Genomic DNA, 4,229 nt, shown 5'->3' with positions numbered 1-4,229 from the left:
ACGGACAGCGGTATCAGGCCACCGTTGTTTCCCCTTTTTGCAGTTCGTGGGCGCGGATGGCGGTCAGGGCGGCGAGGGCGGCCATGGCGAGGGTGATGGGCCGGTACCAGGCGTGGCAGAGGCGGACCTGGTAGTGGTCCAGGCCGCACTCGCCCGAGTACGACCGGGAGGTCTGGCGGCTCCGCTGTGGTCGACCCTTGCTCACATGGTGCAGGTACGGCTTCCACGCGGTGCTGCGGCACCCGGCCGGCTGCCAGGTCGTCAGCAACTCGCCCAGATCGACGCCATAGCGTGCGGCGTGCTGGTAAAAGGCCCTGACCGCCGACAGTTTTCGGTTCACCGTCGCCTCGCCGCAGTGATGCTCGACCGACGGCAGCACCGCAACCGCCCCAGCCCGGGCTGTTGGCGGTAGCCGGAGCCAGGCGACGAACTCGCCGACGTCCTCCAGTCGCACCTCCCGCCAGTCCAGGCCCCGGACGCCGAGGAAGGAGAACCAGTCCTTCAGATCATGCGCATACGCTTTGACCGTGTTCGGTGACCGCTCGATATCGGTGAGATAGGCCAGGTAGCGCTCGATCGGTTCGACCGGGGCGGCGTCCTCGCCGAGTACCGTCCATGACTCAAGCGGCGAGGACGGCATCACCACGCGCTGTACGAGCATCGGACCTCCGGGGAATCTGCGTGATGGACAGCGGCAGATAACCACATCCATCAGGCAGTTCCCGGGGTTTCACCGGGGCTTGCTCAACGTCAAGGACACCCTTCGGGCAGCTCAAGATAACGGTCGTTTCTCGACACTCCCTGGTGGCTGTCTGGCCTGACAGAAGTGAGACGGTCTCGGTCAAGTCGAGGCATCAGCGTTGGAGGCCTCGACTTCACCGAGACGGGAGAGCCTCGCCCTGATCTCGTCAGGCAAAGGCAGGGGTACGTGAGCGTCGATGCCAGTCATAGGCGCCGGATAGGACCAAGGCGAAGTAGACCAGATAGATGAGGCCGGAGAATACGAGGCCGCTGGAGAACGCCAGCGGTACGCCGACGAGGTCCACCAGGAGCCAGGCGACCCAGAACTCGAAGAGCTTGCGGGCTTGGGCGTACATGGCGACGAGGGTCCCGATGAAGATGTACGCGTCCGCCCATGGGCTCCAGGAGAGCTGCGGGTACAGCGTGAAGAGTCCTCCGAGTGCGAGGGTGCCCAGTGCCGCCGCGCCAGCCAGCAGTGCGCGCTCGTTCCAGGTAGCGAAGCGCACGCTGATGCCGGTCTCGTCGGGTTGCCGGCTCTGCTGCCACTGGCGCCAGCCCCACAGGGCCACGCCGATGACCAGCAGTTGCTTTCCGACTCCTCCCGCGAGGTGGGCGGAGAGGTAGGCGGTGACCAGGACCGACCCGGAAAGGATCTGGGCGGGCCAGCTCCAGATCGAGCGGCACCAGACCAGCGCCAGGCCTGCCAGCCCGATCGTGTTGCCGATCAGGTCGGACCAGATGACGTTCTGGCCCCAGATGGTGAAAGCAGCGGAGTTGAGCCAGTTCACAGCTGTGCGGCCGCTCCGGCGTCGTGCTTTCCGAGGAGGCGCTCGACGTACTTCGCGAGGATGTCGACCTCGAGGTTGACCAGGTCGCCGGGTTGCTTGAATCCGAGGGTGGTCATGGCGAGGGTCGCGGGGATCAGGCTGATAGTGAAGTGGTCGTCGGCGGCATCGACCACGGTGAGGCTGACGCCGTCCACCGTCATGGAGCCCTTCTCGACCACGTAGCGGGCGAGGTTGCCCGGCAACGAGACCTTGACCAGTTCCCAGTGCTCGGAGGGGGTCCGGGAGAGGATCTCGCCAGTGCCGTCGACATGTCCCTGGACCAGGTGTCCGCCGAGCCGACCCCCGAGGACCGTGGGGCGCTCCAGGTTGACGCGGGAGCCCGGTATGAGTGAGCCGAGGCTGGAGCGGTTGAGGGTCTCCTGCATGACATCGGCGGTGAACTCGCCGTCGACGGTCTCGACGACGGTCAGGCAGACGCCGTTGACGGCAATGGAGTCGCCGTGCCGGGCGCCATCGGTGACGACGGGACCGCGCAGGCGGAAGCGGGAGGAATCCCCCAGTTCCTTGACGGTGGTGACCTCGCCCAGTTCCTCGACGATTCCGGTGAACATTCAGCACTCCTCACTGGCACATGAAATATCCGAACATATTACAGATAGTGCATTGGTTGGCAGCTGCATACCCCTTCTGGCCGATCTTGAGGTGTGAGCGACCAGTGCGGCAGAGCGGGTTGCACCGTCGCCCTCCGGGAGGCATTGGACGGCGCTGGAGCGGCACGCGGGCTCACGCATTCCCGGCCGACTGCTGATCCTTGGAGGGTGCTGAAAGTGGAGGACTGGGCAGAGATACGTCGGCTGCACCGGGCGGAGGGTGTGCCGATCAAGGAGATTGCGCGTCGGTTGGGGGTGGCCCGGAACACGGTGCGGGCCGCGTTGAACTCGGACCGGCCGCCGAAGTACGAACGGGCCCCGCGAGGATCGGTGGCCGACGGGTCCGAGCCGCAGATCCGGGCCCTGCTGAACGAATGGCCCCGGATGCCGGCGCCGGTGATCGCCGAACGGATCGGCTGGCCGTACTCGATGACACCGCTGAAGAAGCGGCTGGCCCGGATCCGGCCGGAATGTGTGGGCATCTGTCCGGTCGGCCGGGTGGCCTGCGAGCCCGGCGGGATCGCCCAGTGCGATCTGTGGTTCCCCGGGACGAAGGTCCAGGTCGGCGCCGGGCAGGAGCGGGTACTGCCGGTGCTGGTCATGACGCTGGGCTTCTCCCGGTTCATGGCCGCGACGATGATCCCGTCCCGGCAGGCCGGCGACATCCTGTCGGCATGTGGTCGCTGATCGGCGGCACCGGCCGCGTCACGAAGACACTCGTCTGGGACCGGGAGTCCGCGATCGGCGGGACCGGCAAGGTCACCGCCCCGGCGGCCGCTTTCGCCGGCACCCTGGCCACGGATCAAGCTCGCACCACCCCGCGGCCCCGAATACAAAGGCATCGTCGAACGCGCCAACCAGTACCTGGAGACCTCGTTCCTCCCCGGCCGCGGCTTCGCGTCCCCGGCAGACTTCAACCAGCAGCTCGCCGAGTGGCTGGTGAAAGCTGACGCGCGCACCGTCCGCTCCATCCAGGGCCGGCCCGTCGACCTGCTGCAGACCGGCTACCTGGCGATGATCCCGCTGCCACCGGTCCGCCCGCCGGTCGGGCTGAACGCCCGCGTCCGGCCCGGCCGTGACTACTACGTCCGCGTCGGCACGGTCGATTACTCCGTCGACCCGCACGCCATCGGCCGCTCCGTCGACGTGAACGCCTCCCCGCACGAGGTCACTGTGATCTGCGACGGCCAGATCGTCGCACTTCACCAGCGGTCCTGGGCGAAACAGGCCGTGATCACCGACCCGGGGCCGTGCCGCCACCGCGGCCCGGATGCGCCAGGCCCTGGCCCTGGACCGCGAACGGCGCCAGACATCCACCCGCCACCACAGCGACGGACACGCCGTCGCTCTTCGGGCCCTGCCCGGCTACGACGCCCTCTTCGGCGTCGGCTTCGACCCCGCGAGCACGAAAGCGAGCAACGAATGACCGCCGCCACGACGGTCAAGGACGGCCTGCCGTCCATGATCGCCTACCTCACCCGGCTCCTGAAGACCCCGGCCACCGGGGCCTGCTGGCCTGCTGGGAGGGCCTGGCTGCCCAGGCCAGGGATGAGAACTGGTCCCGCGAGGAATACCTGGCCGCTCTGCTGCAGCGGCAGGTCGCCGACCGCGAGTCCAAGGGCACCGTGATGCGGATCGGCACCGCCCACTTCCCGCAGGTCAAGACGCTTGAGGACTTCAGCCTCGACCACCTGCCCTCACTCCGCCGTGATGTCCTCGCGCACCTGGCCACCGGCACGTTCGTCGCGAAGGCGGAGAACGTGAATCCTCCTCGGCCCGCCCGGAACCGGAAAGACGCACCTGGCCATCGGGCTCGGGGTGAAGACGGCCCACGAAGGCCACTCCGTCCTGTCCGGCACGGCGAGCAACTGGATCACCCGCCTCGCCACCGCCCATCAGGCCGGCCGCCCCGAGGCCGAGCTGAAGAAGATCCGCCGCTACCGGCTGATCATCATTGAGGTTTTCTCAGCGAAATGATCTCGCGGCTGCTTGGACGTGAAGCCGGCTGCGGGCAGACGTGAAGCCCCTGGTAGGACAGGTCTCTCACAAG

Annotated in this window: 3 protein-coding genes and 4 pseudogenes; 3 read left to right on the top strand and 4 right to left on the bottom strand. The window is 67.5% G+C overall.

Features of this window, described 5'->3' with window-relative positions; translation table 11 throughout:
• Positions 1-13 precede the first annotated feature (13 nt).
• The 4 genes and pseudogenes from AC07DW_RS33530 to AC07DW_RS33515 form a co-directional block, all read right to left on the bottom strand.
• A pseudogene (locus AC07DW_RS33530) lies at positions 14-151 on the bottom strand (IS701 family transposase); the annotation flags it as partial.
• Between the two features lie 150 nt (positions 152-301).
• Positions 302-640: pseudogene (locus AC07DW_RS33525) on the bottom strand (site-specific integrase); the annotation flags it as partial.
• 268 nt (positions 641-908) lie between these two features.
• Positions 909-1,529: a nicotinamide mononucleotide transporter family protein gene (locus AC07DW_RS33520; protein WP_478861391.1), complete on the bottom strand. Its 621-nt coding sequence runs from the start codon at positions 1,527-1,529 to the stop codon at positions 909-911.
• Positions 1,526-2,140 carry a riboflavin synthase gene (locus AC07DW_RS33515; RefSeq protein ID WP_478861390.1) on the bottom strand — a complete coding sequence of 205 codons (615 nt, stop codon included), beginning with the start codon at positions 2,138-2,140 and terminating at the stop codon, positions 1,526-1,528. Before AC07DW_RS33515 ends, AC07DW_RS33520 begins: the two co-directional genes overlap by 4 nt.
• Positions 2,141-2,347: 207 nt before the next feature.
• Here AC07DW_RS33515 and istA point away from each other — a divergent pair.
• The 3 genes and pseudogenes from istA (at position 2,348) to AC07DW_RS33500 (ending at position 4,156) form a co-directional block, all read left to right on the top strand.
• Positions 2,348-3,605, top strand: a pseudogene (gene istA, locus AC07DW_RS33510) (IS21 family transposase).
• A gap of 82 nt (positions 3,606-3,687) precedes the next feature.
• A pseudogene (locus AC07DW_RS33505) lies at positions 3,688-3,930 on the top strand (ATP-binding protein); the annotation flags it as partial.
• Between the two features lie 13 nt (positions 3,931-3,943).
• The gene (locus AC07DW_RS33500) at positions 3,944-4,156 is read left to right on the top strand and encodes an ATP-binding protein (RefSeq protein ID WP_478861392.1); all 213 of its coding nucleotides are present in this window, start codon (positions 3,944-3,946) and stop codon (positions 4,154-4,156) included.
• Positions 4,157-4,229: the final 73 nt, after the last annotated feature.

This window comes from Streptomyces sp. NPDC045701, assembly GCF_056432045.1.
The sequence above is the reverse complement of the archived record's forward strand: the minus strand, read 5'-3'. Positions and strand labels throughout refer to the sequence as shown.

Excerpts from the sequence above, each read along its gene's own strand:
- AC07DW_RS33515 (WP_478861390.1), bottom strand. The coding sequence starts at position 2,140 with ATGTTCACCGGAATCGTCGAGGAACTGGGCGAGGTCACCACCGTCAAG.